18 protein-coding genes are annotated in these 17,704 nt (G+C 55.9%); 9 read left to right on the top strand and 9 right to left on the bottom strand.

Features of this window, described 5'->3' with window-relative positions:
- Positions 1–260: 260 nt before the first annotated feature.
- Complete coding sequence (locus AVI_RS29575; protein WP_015916356.1) at positions 261–764, top strand: hypothetical protein; 504 nt, start codon at positions 261–263, stop codon at positions 762–764.
- 337 nt (positions 765–1,101) lie between these two features.
- Here the strand turns inward: AVI_RS29575 and AVI_RS10595 are convergent, their stop codons facing one another.
- From AVI_RS10595 to AVI_RS10635, 9 genes are all read right to left on the bottom strand, one after another.
- Entirely contained in the window at positions 1,102–1,911 is an 810-nt protein-coding gene (locus AVI_RS10595) for an inositol monophosphatase family protein (protein WP_049777183.1), read from the bottom strand.
- 1 nt (position 1,912) lies between these two features.
- Complete coding sequence (locus AVI_RS10600) at positions 1,913–2,713, bottom strand: glycerophosphodiester phosphodiesterase (protein ID WP_015916358.1); 801 nt, start codon at positions 2,711–2,713, stop codon at positions 1,913–1,915.
- Between the two features lie 16 nt (positions 2,714–2,729).
- A complete protein-coding gene (locus AVI_RS10605; RefSeq protein ID WP_015916359.1) occupies positions 2,730–3,596 on the bottom strand; it encodes an ABC transporter permease in 867 nt (288 codons plus the stop codon).
- 1 nt (position 3,597) lies between these two features.
- The gene (locus AVI_RS10610) at positions 3,598–4,515 is read right to left on the bottom strand and encodes an ABC transporter permease (protein ID WP_015916360.1); all 918 of its coding nucleotides are present in this window, start codon (positions 4,513–4,515) and stop codon (positions 3,598–3,600) included.
- A complete protein-coding gene (locus AVI_RS10615; protein WP_015916361.1) occupies positions 4,512–5,561 on the bottom strand; it encodes an oligopeptide/dipeptide ABC transporter ATP-binding protein in 1,050 nt (349 codons plus the stop codon). The genes AVI_RS10610 and AVI_RS10615 overlap by 4 nt, the downstream gene beginning before the upstream one ends.
- Complete coding sequence (locus AVI_RS10620) at positions 5,558–6,505, bottom strand: ABC transporter ATP-binding protein (protein WP_041696726.1); 948 nt, start codon at positions 6,503–6,505, stop codon at positions 5,558–5,560. Before AVI_RS10620 ends, AVI_RS10615 begins: the two co-directional genes overlap by 4 nt.
- 55 nt (positions 6,506–6,560) lie before the next feature.
- Complete coding sequence (locus AVI_RS10625) at positions 6,561–8,126, bottom strand: ABC transporter substrate-binding protein (protein WP_015916363.1); 1,566 nt, start codon at positions 8,124–8,126, stop codon at positions 6,561–6,563.
- Positions 8,127–8,174: 48 nt separating this feature from the next.
- Positions 8,175–8,978, bottom strand: a complete 804-nt coding sequence (locus AVI_RS10630) for a DeoR/GlpR family DNA-binding transcription regulator (protein WP_049777184.1) — start codon at positions 8,976–8,978, stop codon at positions 8,175–8,177.
- Between the two features lie 721 nt (positions 8,979–9,699).
- Positions 9,700–10,614, bottom strand: a complete 915-nt coding sequence (locus tag AVI_RS10635) for a LysR family transcriptional regulator (protein WP_015916365.1) — start codon at positions 10,612–10,614, stop codon at positions 9,700–9,702.
- 115 nt (positions 10,615–10,729) lie between these two features.
- Between AVI_RS10635 and AVI_RS10640 the strand changes: the two genes are divergently transcribed.
- From AVI_RS10640 to AVI_RS10675, 8 genes are all read left to right on the top strand, one after another.
- The gene (locus tag AVI_RS10640; RefSeq protein ID WP_015916366.1) at positions 10,730–11,758 is read left to right on the top strand and encodes an ABC transporter substrate-binding protein; all 1,029 of its coding nucleotides are present in this window, start codon (positions 10,730–10,732) and stop codon (positions 11,756–11,758) included.
- Between the two features lie 68 nt (positions 11,759–11,826).
- Positions 11,827–12,870: an ABC transporter ATP-binding protein gene (locus AVI_RS10645; protein ID WP_015916367.1), complete on the top strand. Its 1,044-nt coding sequence runs from the start codon at positions 11,827–11,829 to the stop codon at positions 12,868–12,870.
- On the top strand, positions 12,870–13,733 hold the full coding sequence (locus AVI_RS10650) for an ABC transporter permease (RefSeq protein ID WP_041696728.1): 864 nt from the start codon (positions 12,870–12,872) through the stop codon (positions 13,731–13,733). Before AVI_RS10645 ends, AVI_RS10650 begins: the two co-directional genes overlap by 1 nt.
- Before the next feature lie 9 nt (positions 13,734–13,742).
- Entirely contained in the window at positions 13,743–14,537 is a 795-nt protein-coding gene (locus AVI_RS10655) for an ABC transporter permease (protein WP_015916369.1), read from the top strand.
- Positions 14,538–14,540: 3 nt separating this feature from the next.
- Complete coding sequence (locus tag AVI_RS10660; protein ID WP_015916370.1) at positions 14,541–15,635, top strand: NAD(P)/FAD-dependent oxidoreductase; 1,095 nt, start codon at positions 14,541–14,543, stop codon at positions 15,633–15,635.
- Positions 15,628–15,921 (top strand): (2Fe-2S)-binding protein, encoded by a 294-nt coding sequence (locus AVI_RS10665; RefSeq protein WP_015916371.1) that lies wholly within the window; start codon positions 15,628–15,630, stop codon positions 15,919–15,921. Before AVI_RS10660 ends, AVI_RS10665 begins: the two co-directional genes overlap by 8 nt.
- 2 nt (positions 15,922–15,923) lie before the next feature.
- A complete protein-coding gene (locus AVI_RS10670) occupies positions 15,924–17,318 on the top strand; it encodes an FAD/NAD(P)-dependent oxidoreductase (RefSeq protein ID WP_015916372.1) in 1,395 nt (464 codons plus the stop codon).
- Positions 17,318–17,665, top strand: a complete 348-nt coding sequence (locus tag AVI_RS10675; protein ID WP_041696730.1) for a RidA family protein — start codon at positions 17,318–17,320, stop codon at positions 17,663–17,665. The genes AVI_RS10670 and AVI_RS10675 overlap by 1 nt, the downstream gene beginning before the upstream one ends.
- Positions 17,666–17,704 lie beyond the last annotated feature (39 nt).

Genomic DNA, 17,704 nt, shown 5'->3' on the forward strand with positions numbered 1-17,704 from the left:
ACCGATACACGGATCGATGATTTGTTATAGCACATGGAAACCACCAATCCACAGGTCTTGCGAAATCCGATTGCGCGTTGACGGCTAAGATCAGCTTGAAAAACCGATTATCACCACCCTTGCTGATATTGGGTCAATTGCCAGAACGGGCTTCGGATGTGGGTTTTCGGCTTTTCAAGCTCAGACCTCCATTGACTTGAAAAGAAGCCGCCACGCGCCATCCTATTTGGATGATCCAATGAGTTTGCGGAGAGCCGCTATTGAACGTTTCAGACTTCAGCCAACATCGCTTTGCGCCATTGCTGATTGCCGCGGCAATTGTTTGCCTTGGTCCGGTCAGCGTATCTCTCGCAAATAGCATTACGGTCGCACAAGCTCTTGCCGTTTGTCGATCCACAAGTGTCGAGGAGGCAAGGCAAAAGGGAGACCAGCTCGGATGGCCCCGGATGCCGGAAGACAAGAATTGGAAATCATCTTACGAGAGCTATAACAAGGTGACGGTCGACGTCGTTGGATGGTCGGATGAAGAGGCCGGGAGCCGTTTATCATTCTGGGTCGCGACAGGGGTAAATCCGGGCCGGGCATGCAGCTACAGTTTGACCAACAATGACAGCCTGCTCGCCGACCTAAAGGTTGAACTCGGCAAGCCTGAAAATGAAGATCACAACGAGATATCTGATACCGCATACTGGCAACGGCCCGGGGCGGAAATCTATTTCACAAAAGTAGGATCATCGTCAGGTTTCACCATGGGCGATAAATAATGATCGGAAGAACGTGGGTAGACGCAAAGTGCGAGCCTACAGACGCAGAACAGAGCAAAATCGCCGACGCCATCGCCATTCGTGGACGCATCGAAACCATGCGCTCTCTCCTGACAAAGGATGAACGCGAGATTGAAAGCCGCAGCCAATCGACGGTCACCAAACCACGCATGGAGGATATTGGGAGCTCAAAAGCGCAGTCCTTTAGCCGACGCCGATCATATCTCAACCTCGAATGGCTGAATTGCGATCGCAGCATCCGCCCTTACCGCAGCCCTCCGGGTTAGGTGAAAATGGTATAGCACGCCTCAGCTTCCTTGTTCCATAGCTCAGGCGATTATGCTGGCAGCGGAATGCGCTCGAGCAGTGGGCGAAGCTTGTTTAAGAACTCAGGGCTGCCACATGCGAAGCGAAGCTTCGATGACAGGTCAATCTTGCCCCAGTCGATCGTATGGGAGGCACCGAGGTTGTCGAGTATCGGCAGCGCAGCCATCACATCCCAAGTCGAATCCCCAAGCGACAGATAGCCGTCCGTTTCGCCCATCGCCACCTCGACCAGGGAAATCGTCGCCGCCCCTCCGACGCGAAAGCTGATGCCAAGGTCGTCAGAGAGACAGCGTATGACCTCAAGTCTGTCAGCCGTCGATACCGAGGGATGGAAGCTCAACCCCGTTACGGCCCGTGACATGTCGAGGACGGGAAGCGGCTTGATTGGCTTGCCGTTGAGTCTTGTCGGCACCGACCTGCCTCCGACGAAGGTCAGGTCCCGGGCAGGTGCGTGGATGACCCCAAAGACCGGCCGACGGCTTGCGTAAAGACCGATGGAAACTGCCCAGTTCTGGTTGCCCCGAACGAAGTTGAACGTCCCATCGATCGGATCGACAACCCAGATGCGGCCCGAGGTTCCCGCGATCTCTCCGCCCTCTTCGCCGAAGACGCCGTCATCGGGAAAGGCTTTCTGCAGGCTCGCTATCAGGAGGGTCTCAACCTGCCTATCGGCCTCGGTCACAAGATCGAGGTGACCCTTCTTTTCGACCGGAAGGCTCGCCAGAGACTGAAAATAGGTCAGGGCCAATCTTCCGGCTTCCCTCGCAATGTCTTCGACAACAGCCTCGACCGCACTGGTGGCCGAGGTAGAAGCATGCATGTCAGCCACGGGCCATATCCCTCAGCCTTGTCACCTGCGCCACGTCGTCGCCGAGAAGCTGATCCAGCTGGCCTTCGCGAACCCATTTGACGATCTGGGCTTCAATATCGGTGCCGTACTGCATCAGCTTTTCGTGATACTGAGCCGGCAGGTAGGTGAAGACGGCAAAACCCTCTTCGTGGAGTTGGTGTGCCTCGCCGCTGGCGAAATGATACATCTCGATGTTCATCGCATCGAGATTGGCCTGACGGGCAATCGCGGCGGGATCGATCAGTCGGGAATGCATCAGACCGACGGTCGGCACATCAGGGATTGCCTTTTTCACCGCTTTCAGCTGAACGTAGTCGAACGAGGAAAACTGCAGAAGGTCTGCGCAGGCCAATTCATCGATCAGAGTCTTCAGCTTCGGAAACAAGACGTCATTTCGGTCGTAGATCTTCAGTTCGAGCTGATAGATGATACCGAGTTCGCGGGCGAGCTGCAGCGCATCTCTGAGACGCGGAACCTGTTCTCCGGCAAATTCCGCGCCGAACCAGCTTCCGGCGTCCAGCCTGGAGACTTCCGAATAAGTCATCTTCTGGATGATGCCACGGCCGTTGGTGGTCCGATCGACCGTCTTGTCGTGCATCAGCACCAGTTCGCCATCGCTGGTGATGCTGAGATCGGTCTCGCAAGTGACAAGAGGGCCGGCATATTCGAAAGCCTTTCGAAACGCGGCAAGTGTGTTTTCCGGCGCTCCGGCGCTATGTCCGCGATGGCCGCCAAGGAGCATCGTCTCAATGGTCATTCTGAGCGGATTCATCTTATCTTCCTTTTGTTTAGCGCAGCCGTGCATCGAGACGATCGCGCAGGTAGTCGCCGAGCAGACTGATGGAGAGGGTCGTTAGGACGATGACCGTGCCGGGAAAGGCGGCGAGCCACCAGGCGACCGCCAGATAGTTTCGACCGTCGGCCACCATCAATCCAAGGCTCGTTTCCGGCGGCTGAATGCCGAGCCCAAGAAAACTCAGGCCGCTTTCCAGCAGGATGATTTCCGGGAAGTTGACGGTGAACTGCACGATCAGCGGGCCGGCGATGTTTGGCAGCATATGACGAAGGTAGATGCGCATCGACGGCACGCCGACAATGCGGGCCGCTTCCGCATAGCCCTCTTCCCTGGCGCTGATCACCAGGCCACGCGTCAATCGCGCATAGCGCTCCCAGCTGGCAAATCCGACGAGAAAGACAAAGAGCAACGGGCTTGAGCCGAAGAGAGCAAGCACCCCGAGTGCGATGACGGTGAAGGGTATCGAGGCCATGGCATCGGCAAACCCCATGATGAGATTGTCGACAAAGCCGCCGAAATGCGCGGCCGCGAGCCCGAGACTGGTGCCGACAAGGGCGCAGATGATCGAGCCTACCAGCGCGATCATAAGGGTCATCTGCGTAGCAACCAGGAGATTGCTGAGGATGTCGCGTCCCAGATAATCGGTTCCGAAGGGAAAGGCCACCGAGACGAGCGGCCGCATCAGGCGGACGAGCGGGTTCTGGTTCAGCGGATCATGCGGAGCGATCCATTGCGCCGTCAGCGCAACGACGACTACAAGCGCTATCCAAACGCAGCAAACACCGATGCTGGCCGGCATCCCCCGAAACGGAGTTTTCATTCCACGCGCTGCGGGCGTCGCTGTGGTCGATGATCGCATGTCACGGCTTCCTGATCTTGGGGTTGAGCAGGCCATAGAGAATGTCAACAGTCAGATTGATCGACACCATGAAGACCGTGAACAGAATGATCATCGCCTGGACTACCGGCAGATCGCCGGTGGCCGTGGCCCTTACAAAGCCGATGCCGAGTCCTGGCCATGCAAAGACGGGTTCGATCAGTGCCGCCCCTCCCATCATGCCACCCGCGATAAAGCCCAGCGTGGTGACCATGGGGATCGCCGCATTCGGCAGCGCGTGCCACAAGATAATCTCCCAGTCAGGCGCCCCGTCGGCACGCGCAGCCGCGATATAGGGCTGCCCCAGCACGTCGAGCAGCGTCGAGCGCATGAAACGCGCAACGGCCGCAGCGTTGAACAATGCAAAGGTCGCGATCGGCAGGATCGAATGGTTTAATGTCGAACTGCCCGAACTTGGCAGCACACGCAGCCAGACGGCAAAGACAAAGATGAAGACAAGGCCAAGCAGAAAGTTGGGAACGCTATAGCCCAGGACGGCACCTGCCATGACACCCTTGTCGAGCGCGGATTCGCGCCGGATCGCGGCCAGAATGCCGGCGGGAATGCCGATCAGCATGCTGAGCAGCAAGGCTGGCACCGTGAGCATCAACGTCTTTGGTATCCGTTCCGCAACAATGTCGAAGACCTGCCGTCCATCGCCAAAGGAGATGCCGAAATCACCGCGCGCGGCGTTTGCGACATAATAGGCATATTGTTCTGGAAGCGACCGATCCAGACCCCATTTGGCATTGAACGCGGCAACCGCCGCAGGACCGACATCGTCGCCGAGCATCTGCTGGGCTGGATCTCCGCTCAGGCGCAGAACGATAAAGACGAGCGTGACGGTGAAGATGAGCACCGCGATGGCTCGAACCAGACGGGCAAGGATAAAGGCCGTCACAGCGCCGTCTCCTTCTGTGAGACTGGTTGCCTGTCTGTCATCATGTCCATTTGCGGCGCGATCGATCGCGGTAATTCCTCCGCACGATGACAGGCAGTGTGCTGGCTGACGCCATGCGCCGAAATGAGCCGGAGTTCGGGTGTTTCAACGGCGCATCTGTCGAGCGCGAAGGGACAGCGCGACCGGAAAGAACAACCCTGCAACACTTTCGACGCATCCAGTTCGCCCTTGATGGGCGGCTCGATATTGCGAACCCTTGGATCCATGGTCGGGACAGATGCGAGAAGCGCCCGCGTATAGGGATGGCGCGGCCACGCATAGATGGTTCGAATGTCGCCAGTCTCGACGACACGGCCCAGATACATGACTGCGATGCGATCGACGAGATGGCGGACGATACGCAGGTCGTGGGTGATGAAGACATAGGCAAGATCGAGTTCCTGCCAGAGCGACCGTAAAAGCGCGACCACCTGGGCCTGAACCGATACATCGAGAGCGGACACCGCCTCATCGAAAACAACCAGTTTCGGGTCGAGGATCAGGGCGCGGGCAATCACGACACGCTGTCGCTGGCCGCCCGACATCTGGTGCGGATAGCGGCTCATCATCGTGCTCGACAGGCCGACGCGCTCGAGCATAGCGGCAACGCGTTGATAAGCGTCTGCCCGGCTGGCAATATGATGGACCAGCAGTCCCTCGGCCACCTGCTGTCCAATGGTCATCTGCGGGTTGAGAGCCGAGAGCGGGTTCTGTTGCACCAAAGAGGTGCGAGCCCGAAACTCCTTCCAGTCCCGTGTGTGACGCTGCTTGTGGTTGATGCCTTCGAACCAAACATCGCCCCGTGTGGGCTCCGTCAATCCGAGCAGAAGACGTCCGAGTGTCGATTTGCCGCTTCCGGATTCGCCAACGACACCGAGGCGCTCGCGGATCGCAAGTTCAAAGCCAATCGAGTCCACCGCAAGCTGGGTGGTCGGCCGGGCGAAGAGGCCGGTCTTGTGGCGGAATGCCTTGGTCAGACCGCTAGCTTGAAGAAGAGGAGCGCTCATGCTGCCACCGGATGGTAACAGGAGGCCTCGTGGGCGAGACCGATAGTGGTGGGCGCCGGAAAGTGGGTGGAACATTCGCCGCTCGCACGCAAGCAGCGTGGGTGGAAATGGCATCCCACCGGAAGGCTATCGAGCAGCGGGACAGACCCAGGGATTGGGACCGGCGGTGCAAGATCATCCGGATCGATGCTGGGCATGCAGTCGATCAGCGCGCGTGCGTAAGGATGCGCCGGTCGTTCGAGCAGTTCAGCGACGGGTGCCGTCTCGACGATCTTGCCGCAATACATCACGGCCGCCCTGTCCGCGAGCCGGGCAATGACGCCGAGATCGTGCGATACGATCATCAGTGCCATGCCGGTTTCCGCCTTCAGCTCTTCCAGCAGATGCAGGATCTGGGCCTGCATGGTGACGTCGAGCGCCGTCGTGGGCTCGTCGGCAATCAGCAACTTGGGCTTGGCCGCAAGCGCATGCGCGATCATGACGCGCTGGTTCATGCCGCCGGAAAACTGGTGCGGATAGGCCCGCAGCCGGCTTGCGGCGCGGTCGATGCCGACGCGTTCCAGAAGTCGCATGGCCTCCATCCGAGCATCCTTGCCCTTGAGACCCTGATGGCGGTGAAGCGCCGTCTCCAGATAATACCCGATCGTATGAACAGGATTCAGGCTGCTGGTCGGGTCTTGAAAGATCATCGCGATCTTCGGGATAGCCGGCCTGGAGATACCGGATCCGCGGGGCTCGAAGTCCACGCTGCCGCCGCTGAGCACGATGCCGCGCGGCAGCGCATTGGCGATCGCATAACAGGTGATGCTCTTGCCGCAGCCGGATTCGCCGACAAGGCCGAGCGTCTGACCTGCCTCCAGAGAGAAACTGATGCCGTCCAGGATCGTTATGTTGCGCGCGGGAATCCGGACGACGAGGTCGCGAACGGTCAATAGGTCGGACATGGCGGATCTCCGTGTGCGGCGCGCATGCATGCGCACCGCCGGTTCGACAGGTTGCTCAGCCGAAAGCAAGGTTGTTGCGGAATTCCATCATCTCAAAGCTGATTGGCCTCCAGTGAACGTCCTTGCGTGCGGCATAGACATCGAAGGGCTGGTAGAGGATCACGGCCGGCGCTTCCTCTTCGAAGATGTCACGGAGGCGGTTGAAGGCGTCGAAACGCTCCTTGCTGTCAGGTATTTGCGATACCTTCGTGCACAAATCGTTGAACTCCGCAGGCGCCTTCCAGCCCCAACGCTTCTGAACCTGGCCCTTGGGTCCGAATTCGCAGATCATCGTCGCCCAGGCATCCGTCATCCACTGGCCGTTGGACCAGTTGCGCATATAGCTGTCCTGATCCTTCGGTGCGCCGCCCGGTGCATAGACCTTCGGCACCACGGTCACGCCGATCTGCTTCCACATCTCGATCATCATCATCAAGGCGGGAACGGCGTTTGCATAATAGTTGCCCATCGTATGGTAGGTGATCGGCGTACCGTCGTAACCGCTTTCCTTCACCAGGCGCTTGGCCTCCTCGATATTGTATTCCATGGCGCGACGGTTCGGATCGAAGGTCTTGCCGTAGTTCGGGAAGTTGAAGCCATTCGGAATCGTCGCCTTGTTCATCCAGAGTGACTGAACGATCAGTGGACGATTGACCGCAAGCGCCAAGGCGCGGCGAAGCGGTTTCGACTGGAAGACGGGCTGGTTCATGTTGAAGGTGAACATGTGGAAGTTTTCGACGATATTCCCACGCGTCTCCAAGTCGGGATAGCTGTTGATCAACGCCATATCGTCCGGCGTCAACGTCGTGACGATATCGTATTCGCCGCTGATCAGGCCGGCGACGCGCGTTGCGGGTTCGGCAACAAGTTGGTACGTGATTTTAGATGCTGTCGGCTTCAGACCCCAATAGGCGTCGTTGGCTTCGATGACAACGCGGTCATTGGCAACGAACTCGACGAACTTGTAAGGACCCGTTCCAACCGGTTTGTTACCAAAAGCGGCCGTTCCAAGCGTCTTGTAATATGCCTTGGGAACGATGCGACCCATCCAGGATGCCATGTAGGACTCGGTCAGGGGCGTCGGGGTCTTTGTGCGGATGACCACAGTGTACTTGTCCTCGACAACCGGTTCGTCGAAATCAAGCGCGTAAGAACCGCCGAGCGGGATCACCTTGATCGCGTCTGGCCCCCAGAGACGTTCCGAAGAGAAGGTGTAGGCGACGTCGTCTGCGGTCATTTCGACGCCATCGTGAAACATCACCTTCTGGCGCAGCTTGAAGCGCACCGATTTGTCGTCGATCCGTTCCCAGCTCTCGGCCAGCGAGGGCATCAGATTGATGCCGTTGCCCGGCGCGCCATTGCTGAAGAAATCGCGCACGACAAGCGTATCGAAAATCTGGTTGACGATGCGGGGACCGACATTGCTGATGGCGTTGATCGGCTCCAACGTAACCGGAATGCCGTTGACGCCGATCTTCAACGCGCGGCGCTCGGCAGAGAAGGCGAATCTGGCACTTGCGGTCGAGGCAAGCGCCGCGACGCTTGCGCCGATCATGAATTTTCTACGGTTGGCCTTAAGCATCTGTTGTCTCCTGGTTGGAAGATGCTGTTGATGGAAATGTCGATTTGCCTAGTTCGCGATGACGAACTTCTTCCGCAGCCTCTCAGGCGCGGCATCGATGATGGATTTCGTGCCGGAGTCGGTCACTATGACGCCGACGTCCTCGATCTTCGCGACGACCGAAAGGCTGAATTTTGTGAACTTTGAATGATCCGCCACAACGATCACCCGCCTCGACACCTCGATCATGGCGCGGGCCACGCTTGCGTTCAGTGGCGACCCCGTGCAGATCAGACCACGATCAATATCGATCGAGGCCGCATTGAGAATGAGTTTATCGGCATTGAACTGGCGGATGAATTGCTCCGCCAAGGGGCCACGGAAGGACCGATTTGTCTCCGTATACTCACCGCCGATGGAATAGATGTTCTGTCCATCGAAACGGGTCAGTTCAGCAATAATGTCGAGCCCGTTCGAGATGAACGTCAGGCTGCTTCGCCCGGTCAGCTTCTTGGCCACTTCCAGCGCGGTGGTACCCGCATCTAGCAACACGGTGTCGCCATCGGTCACCATGCGCGCGGCGACATCGGCGATGACGGCCTTTTCCGCCTGCTTCAAGACAAGCCGCGCAGCGTTCGTTGCATCCTGCGCGACCTGATTGACATTAACGGCACCGCCATGGGTGCGCCGAATGAGCCCCGCCTCCTCAAGCTCACCAAGGTCGCGGCGAACGGTCGCCACCGAAATATCAAAGCGGTCTGTCAGCGTACGGATGTCGACGAAATTCTGTTCGCGCAGCAACTCGACAATCTTCGCCTGACGATCTTCCGCTTGTGTCAACACCGGCCGCCCCTTGTCATCAATTTGATGCATATCGATCACTTATGAGCGATATCTATCGTGAATGGGTGACGCTCCTATGACAAATCTGGGTAAATAACCGTGTTTCTGCAGACCGATTTAATGCTAGGGAGAAAATGATCGAAAACGATCATTCATAAAGGCCTTTCGAGGAAAGCCGGTCGCTCAAAACCATGAAGATAAAGAGCTGTCCGCTGCAAGGTCCGAATTATTCAGCAAGGGAACAGCGTTCAATAACAGTAACCCTGGAGTGCGCCCCGTTTCGCCGGATATCTGCAATCTCGCGTAGCCCACTCAGCACTTCCTCAGACGTCTTGTAATAAGTCATTTGCCCTCAGCTTTTGTCGACGTGCCAGAGCGTCGCGCATGTTGCATGGATTTGACGGCAGTGGCCGAAAACCATTGAAAATCAAAGGGAGCGGGATGCAACAGGAGTGCAACATGAACGCATTGAAAGGCGACCTAAAAGGCGCCATAACTAGCTGATTCTATTGCTAGAAGAGAATGCAGGCATCGCCCGGAAGCGAACCTCGGCGCTAGGATTCATGTTCCGACACCATCCGAACGGCGCGGGCGTGGACTTCAGGAGAGAATTTGTTCGTCGTTTTGCTTGTCATAAACCCTATTTCTCAGGAGTTGGGATCTCCGGCAAACCCGGCGCGGTCCAAAACATTTGATGCGCTATGACCGAGCATTTCTTTGCCCCACCCCATAATTGCCCATGCCCCCTTAGCTATAACGCATGTCCGGACACATCAAATTTCATCAATGCATCTCGCGTAGCGTTAATAAATGAAGCTGTCAGCAACGATATTGGACGGTGGGCCGGAGACAGAACCCTATAGGTGTAAGTGATTTCAGGGAGAAACGGTCTCGCTTCAACTAAATTCAGACCCCGAAAACTACTTGCCGTTAGCGCTTCGATAATAGAAACGCCTGCTCCACTGGCCACCAGATTGGCAACAGCCATGGATAACTGGGTTTCAATCTGTATTTTCCGAGTAATATTGTTCGCCAAGAAAAGCGCATCGATCCTCTTGCGCATTGTGTAGTTTGAACCGAGTGCAATAAAATTTTCGTTGCTGAAGTCCTGCGGTGTAAGCGTCGCTTTGCGGCAAAGAGGGTGATGCTTTGGCAGGATGGCGACCATTGGTGATTCGAAGAAAGCCTGGGATTTTACGGCCGGGTGGAGGCTATCAATTTCGGCAAATCCGAGATCAAATTGCTGGGATGCCACACATTGTATAACCCGTTGGGAGCTATGAATTTGCATATCGACTGAGATGTCGGGCTTATCTTCGCAAAATTTTGAAATGACTTTCGGCAAGAAGCTAAGAGCCATAGCGGGTAGGCTGGCGATGCGCAATGCGCCGCGGCGGTTGGCACCAATATCGCGTGCAGCGTCGCCAATGAGGCCCAATCCAATATACGAACGATCAACCTCTTCGAAGAGAGCCATTGCCTCAGGGGTCGGCGTCAATCGCTTTTTTTCACGCAAAAACAATGCGTAACCTATCGCATATTCCAGATCGGAAATCAGGCGGCTTGCTGCCGGCTGGGTGACGCCAATCCGTTTCGATGCCTCCGTGACACTGCCGGTCTCAATCATGGCGCGAAAGGCTTCAAGCTGTCGATGGTTAAGCTTCATCAAAGTGGCCTCACGGAGAGATAGTTCATAACATTTCAGCATGAAAACCGCTGAAAAATGAATTTGATATATGATCAAACAAAGCGAATTCTGACACAACAAAAAAGGGGAAGTCATGAAAAACATACTTACAACCGCGATGATCGTTGCAATAACCGCGTCCTTTGCACACGCAGAGGAAAAAACACTCTATGTTGCAGGCTCCGGCGGCTCCACAGAGGCGTTGTTTAAAGAAAATATCATCCCGAAATGGGAACAGCAAAACAACACCAAGGTTGTTTACATATCAGGCAACTCAACGGATACATTGGCAAAATTACGTGCTCAGGCTGGTGCTCAGCAAATTGACGTTGCCATGATTGACGATGGGCCAATGACGCAAGCAATCCAGTTTGGCTATTGTGCTCCGGTCAAGTCTGAAACTTTCAAAGACCTATACGCATCAGCAAAATTGCCCGAAGACAAAGCTGTCGGGATCGGTTTCATTGCCACGGGCCTCGTTTACAATACAAAAATGTTTGCTGACAAAGGTTGGGCCGCGCCAACGTCATGGCGCGATCTTGCCGATCCGAAATACAAGGGTTTGATCTCGATACCACCGATTACCAATGGATACGGTTTGCATGCCCTGATCATGGAAGCCAAAATCAATGGCGGTGGTGAAAACAACATCGAGCCCGGCTTCAAAATGTTCGAAACCGAAATCAATCAAAACGTGTTGGCTTATGAGCCGTCACCGGGCAAAATGTCAGAACTGTTCCAGAATGGCGAAATCGCCCTGGCGGTTTGGGGCAGTGGTCGCGTCAAATCTCTGGCCGATACCGGTTTTCCCGTTAGTTTTGTGTACCCCAAGGAAGGTGCCGTTAGTTTGTTGACAGCAGCCTGTCCTGTGACCGGCTCAAAACTGCCAGATCTTGCTCAAAATTTTATTGGCTATATCACCTCACCGGATGTCCAAAACCTGCTCGTCAAGGCATTGGGATATGGTCCGGTCAATGAAAAGGTCGTGGTGCCTGACAATGAGATCGGTGCCTTGCCCGTTGGTGCACAGCGCGTGAACTCCATGGTCACAATCGATTACTCCGTCGTGAACAAAGCCCGTGGCGACTGGACGAAGGAATGGACCAGGCGCGTCGAGCGCTGAGCCATTTAAAACTGAGGCACGCGCGATCCGCCAGCGCCTCCCTGTTTTCAGCCTTCTGAGGTTCCAGCATGGCCTTTCTCTCTCTCAATAATCTTTCCAAAACGTTTGCCGGTCTCCCCGCTGTGCGCGACATAAGCCTGTCTGTCGAGCGCGGTGAGTTCATCTCCCTGCTTGGCCCCTCCGGCTGCGGCAAGACAACAACGCTGCAAATGATTGCGGGCCTTGTGGATCCATCTGCTGGAAGCATCATTCTTGACGGCAGCGACATCACAAAGACACCACCAAACCGCCGAGGGCTCGGCATCGTGTTTCAAACCTATGCCCTGTTTCCCCATATGACTGCGTTGGAAAATGTCGCATTCGGCCTGGAGATGCGTGGTGTTGCGAAGGTCGAGCGGATTGAACGCGCTCGTGCCGCCCTCAAGCAGGTCAAGTTGGAGCAGTTTGCCGCGCGATTTCCTAAAGACATGTCAGGCGGTCAGCGACAGCGCGTTGCCTTGGCACGGGCACTGGTGATTGAGCCTCCCCTGCTCTTGTTGGATGAACCTCTTTCCAACCTCGATGCGAAACTGCGCGAAGACATGCGGATCGAACTACGATTGCTGCAACAGGATCTCGGCGTCACAACCATTTTGGTAACCCATGATCAGGAAGAGGCCCTGTCGATGAGCGATAGGGTTGTGGTCATGCAGCAAGGTGATATCGCGCAGATTGCCACACCGTTGGAGCTTTATGAGCGCCCAACCAATGGCTTTGTGTCAGACTTCGTCGGAAAGACCAATCTGTTGAGTGCTATTGTTTCCGGTCCGCAGACCGTCGATGTGGGTGGTGAAACCGTGCTGGTAAGAAACCATGATCTGACGACTGGCACACCCGTGACGCTCTCCATTCGCCCTGAGAAATTCCGGATGACTGCGAATGCTCCGGGCCATCAGGTCCGCGTTGAGGCTGCAATTTTTCTGGGTGCAAGCTGGCTCTACCGTGTCTCCGGCAGCTTGGGCGATCTGTTTGTGACCCAGCCCAACACTGGCGAAGCGGGTTATGCCCAAGGTGACATCGCATGGCTTGATTGGCCCGCAACGGCCATGAGCATATTTGCGGAGACGGCGTGATGACAAACCAGTCCCGCACAAAAATGGCCTATCTGAAGGCAGCACCCGCTTTGATTTTCTATGCAGTCCTCTTGGGGGCACCAATGGTGTTGACCCTGCTACTCAGTTTTCATGCGTATGATTTTACCACCGGTATCCAACCTGGCTGGACCCTCACCAATTATGCCGATGTGCTTACAGATTCCTATTTTCATGAGATCTTTTCCCGCACCTTTGGTCTCGCACTGCTGGTCACGCTGATCTGTTTGCTGATTGGCGTACCGGAAGCCTATATCCTGTCGCGGCTCGGCAACCCTTGGCGGTCCATTTTTCTCCTTGTCGTTCTTGGCCCTTTGCTAATTTCTGTCGTGGTGCGCACTCTAGGCTGGGCATTGCTGTTTGGCGGTAATGGTATTCTCAGCATGGTGGCGCAAGGCCTCGGCTTCAGCGACCGACCGATGAGCCTGATGTTCACCTTTGCGGGCATGACAATTGCGCTCGTGCACGTGCTTGTCCCCTTCATGGTCATCTCGGTTTGGGCCTCCTTGCAAAAGATTGACCCGCAGAGCGAAAATGCAGGTTTGACGCTTGGCGCATCGAAACTCACCGTGTTTCGGCGCATTACCTTGCCGCAGGCAATGCCGGGTATTCTATCGGGCAGCATTATGGTCTTTGCCCTCACGGCCAGTGCATTTGCAACGCCTGCCATTATTGGCGGACGGCGTTTAAAAGTGGTCGCGACCGCTGCCTATGACCAATATCTCAACACATTGAATTGGCCGCTTGGTGCCACCATCGCCCTGCTTTTGCTCGTCGCAAACGTCGTCATCATCACCAGCTACAATAAGTTGGTTGAGCGGCGCTTTGCCAAAGTCTTTGAATAGGAGCCCGTGATGCAGCGTCTTGGTCCGATCGCTCTGATTTTTCATGCGATATTTGTGCTCTTCATTCTCGCGCCGCTTTTCATGGTCATAGCCGTCGCGTTTACGGACAAGGGGTATCTTTCCTTGCCAACAGATGGCCTGTCGCTCAGGTGGTTTCGCGCGATTTTTGATAATCCAGATTTCACCTCCGCTTTCTGGCTATCCATCTGGCTCGCGCTGATCTCAGCGTCTATTGCTGTCCTGCTTGCGGTGCCCGCAGCGCTGGCCATTGCCCGTCATCACTTCCTCGGGCGTGATACGATTGCCGCCTTCCTGATGTCGCCGCTGATGATCCCACACCTCGTTCTCGGCGTGGCTCTGTTGCAATTCTACGCCAAAATCGGTCTGGGAGGCACGTTTTCCGGTCTTGTTGCATCCCATGTCGTGCTGGTGACGCCTTACGCATTGCGGTTGACCCTAGCCTCGTTGACGGGACTTCCGAGTGATGCAGAACATGCGGCATCGACGCTTGGTGCCTCCAAATTCACCATCTTTCGCCGGATCACGCTTCCCCTCATTTTGCCGGGCGTCGCTGGCGGTTGGTTGCTGGCCTTCATCACCAGCTTCGACGAGCTGACAATGAGTATCTTTGTTGCGGCACCCGCCACGCAGACGCTTCCCGTTAAAATGTACAACCACATCACCAACACGATCGACCCTTTGGTCGCATCTGTCTCCACTGTGCTGATCGTGCTGACATTTGTCTTCATGCTCATCCTTGACCGGTTCTACGGGCTGGACAAAATTTTCGTTGGGAAGAACTGACTTATGAGCATTATCATTATTGGCGGCGGTGTCGTTGGCCTCTCCGTGGCCTACGGGTTGCTGGGCCAAGGCAAGCAAGTCATTGTGCTTGACGGCGACGATGGCGATTTCCGGGCATCACGCGGTAATTTTGGCTTGGTCTGGGTGCAAGGCAAAGGCAGCAAAGCCCCCGCCTATGCCCAATGGACGCGCCAATCCGCGAGCTTGTGGAAAGATTACGCGCAAGACCTGCTCCGCGACACTGGTTTGGATGTCGCGCTCAGTCAGATCGGTGGAATTGATTACTTCACCGATGAAGGCGCAATGGAACAGCAGCTTGTTGCTCTGGAAACGTTGCGCGGCGCGGTAGACGGTGACTATCCATTCGAGGCTTTGAACCATCAGCAGGTCAAGGAGCTTGTGCCCGAAATAGGGCCAAAGGTGGTCGGTGGTATCTACTCTCCAATGGACGGCCATGTGAACCCGCTTTTGTTGCTGCGCGCTTTATCAATGGCCGTGCGAACAGCGGGTGGGGTGATTAGAACCCGGGCAAAAGTGAAGGATATCACGGCGAAAGACCGCGATTTCACAGCCCACCTTGAAGACGGCAGCACGGTTGAAGGTGAAGGATTGGTTCTCGCAGCTGGATTGGGAGCCTTGTCGCTTGGTCACAAGCTCGGCTTTAAAGTCCCCATTCGCCCTCTACAGGGACAGGTGCTGATAACAGAGAAACTTCCCTTTTTCATGCGCTATCCTTCAGGGACTTTGCGGCAGGTCAACGAAGGCGGAGTCCAAATCGGCGCCACCAAAGCAGAGGTAGGTCTGGACGACGGGGAGGATCTGGAGACAACAGCGGGGCTTGCACAGCACGCCATTGATGTCTTTCCGCACCTCGCGAAGGTCAAACTTGTTCGCAGTTGGGCGGCTCTTCGCATCATGTCGCCAGATGGTCTTCCGATCTATCAGCGCTCGGCTCAATATTCCGGAGCGACATTCGTCACGTGCCATAGCGGGATAACCCTCTCGGCAGCCCATGCCCGGTTGCTGCCTGATTGGGTTTTGGGTCGCAACACCGCACCTGACCTGTCTCATTTCAGTGAAAGCAGATTTCATGTTTAGATCGTTCGAAGACGCGCCTGGCGAAACAGTCGTCACCTTTTTCTTCAATGGGTCGAACATGACTGCCCGGCCCGGCATGACCGTGGCAGCAGCGCTCCTCAGCGCAGGTCATACGGCTCTTCGCGAAACGCCCGTCAGCGGCGCGCCGCGCGGTCCATTTTGCATGATGGGTGCTTGTTACGATTGTCTCGTGTCCATTGATGGTGAAACCGTACAAGCCTGCATGACCGTCGTAGAGCCGGGCTTAAAGGTTGAGCGCGTGCCAGTCCACGCGGAAAGTGAATAATCATGCAACCTGACTTTGACATCATCATCATTGGAGCCGGTCCTGCGGGCATGGCTGCCGCTATCGAAGCCAAGGCACACGGGGCTTCGGTTTGTATTCTGGATGAGCAGCCTACGCCGGGTGGCCAGATATACCGCAATGTCATGAAGGCTAGCCCCCGACAAGATAAGATTTTAGGGACGGACTATCGCGCAGGCAGGTCTTTGGCCAAGGACTTTATGGCATCGGGTGCGATCATACACGCGCGCGTTACCGTTTGGAGTGTCACTGTCGCTGGCACTGTGACCTTCAGCGAAAATGGGCACACCCGACAGCTTCATGCTCGGCATATCATTTTGGCAACGGGTGCCATGGAGCGCCCAGTGCCGCTGCCAGGATGGACGCTTCCCGGAACAATGACGGCAGGTGCAGCCCAGATCCTGATGAAAAGCGGTGCTATGGTTGCGCAAGGTGCCGTTCTTGTTGGCTGCGGGCCGCTGCTCTATTTGGTCGCGGCACAAATGCTGAAGGCGGGCGCGCGCCCAAAAGCACTGGTCGAAACCCAGACACGCCACGACATGGTCGCGGCCTTGCGCCACATCAATGGTGCGGTGAGAGGCTGGCGGCAGCTTTTGAAGGGGCTGAGTTTGATCGCAAGGCTCAAAGTGGCGGGCGTGCGCCGGTTTAAGGCTGCGAGTACCATTGAGATTATCGGAAGCCACACGACACAAGCGGTCAGGTTTCGGGCTGGGGGTGAGACTCATCAGATCGAAACGGAAACCGTGTTGTTGCATCAAGGGGTCGTGCCGAATACGCAGATCACGCGATCCTTGCGGCTTGAGCACAGTTACGACCAAGCCCAGCATTGCTTCCATCCCGTGACGGATACTTACGGTCAATCGTCGCATCCTATGGTCTCGATTGCAGGAGATGGTGCGGGAATTGGTGGAGCGAAAGTGGCGGCCTTATCCGGTCGGATCACGGCGCTCAATGCTCTTCTGCGCCTCGATATATTGACTGAAGACCAGCGCAATATCCATGCTGCGCCATTCTTGATATCCCGACAGCGTGAGCTTGCAATCCGTCCGTTTCTCGACACGCTTTATCCACCATCAGAGACAGTTTTGCGGCCTGACAATGACACGATTATCTGCCGTTGCGAGGAAGTGACCGCAGGCGATATTCGCCGCTATGCGTCGCTTGGATGCACAGGACCAAACCAGACAAAGTCATTCGGCCGCTCAGGCATGGGGCCATGTCAGGGGCGATTTTGCGGCTTGACTGTAACGGAACTGCTGGCTGCCGAGACAGGTCAGACACAAGATCAGGTTGGTGCCTACCGCATTCGATCTCCCCTCAAGCCCGTGACATTGCAGGAACTGGCCGAACTGGCCAACATAAAGGACGAGAAAAGCTGATGACCATCGAAAGACAACACACATCCGCCCGCATGAGCAAAATCGTCAAGTGCAATAACACCGTCTACTTGTGCGGTCAGGTTGGCAATGCTGGCGACAGCGTGGCAGAGCAAACCCAGGAATGCTTACGCCGCATAGATGCACTCCTCATCGAAGCTGGCTCATCCAGATCACAGATGTTGCAAGCCATCATCTGGCTGGCAGATATGAGCGATTTTGCTGAGATGAATTCTGTGTGGGACACGTGGGTGCCTGAAAATCAAGCGCCAGCGCGCGCTTGCGCTCAAGCAAAACTGGCTAGACCCGATCTGAGGGTCGAAATTATTGTAACGGCTGAATGTAATTGATCGATTCTGTCGCCCAGGCTGCAAAGATCTTGTCACCTT

The organism is Allorhizobium ampelinum S4, assembly GCF_000016285.1.
GTDB classification, from domain to species: Bacteria; Pseudomonadota; Alphaproteobacteria; order Rhizobiales; family Rhizobiaceae; genus Allorhizobium; species Allorhizobium ampelinum.